1 protein-coding gene is annotated in these 214 nt (G+C 68.7%); it reads left to right on the forward strand.

Annotated features, from left to right (window positions below):
- A partial coding sequence (locus EXE44_RS19870; protein ID WP_274595415.1) for a dihydroneopterin aldolase family protein occupies positions 1-214 on the forward strand: 214 nt, incomplete at both ends.

A 214-nucleotide genomic window follows, 5' to 3' on the forward strand; every position in this document is an offset into this window, starting at 1 on the left:
GTGGCCGACGCGGTCGACCACGAGAACGGCTACACCGAGCTCACCGGCTCGCTGATGGACGTTCGGATGCGGATCGAGTACGAGGGCGTCACGGTGCGCACGCGGATGGCGATGACTGAGGGATATCCCCTGATGGAACTGGTCGAAGTGGTCGACGACGGGGAGCCGTCGCGTTCCGGCGGCGCCGACCCGTCGCCCGACGGCGACCCGAACG

The sequence above is a fragment of the Halorubrum sp. SS7 genome, from assembly GCF_005435055.1.
Taxonomy (GTDB): Archaea; Halobacteriota; Halobacteria; order Halobacteriales; family Haloferacaceae; genus Halorubrum; species Halorubrum salinarum.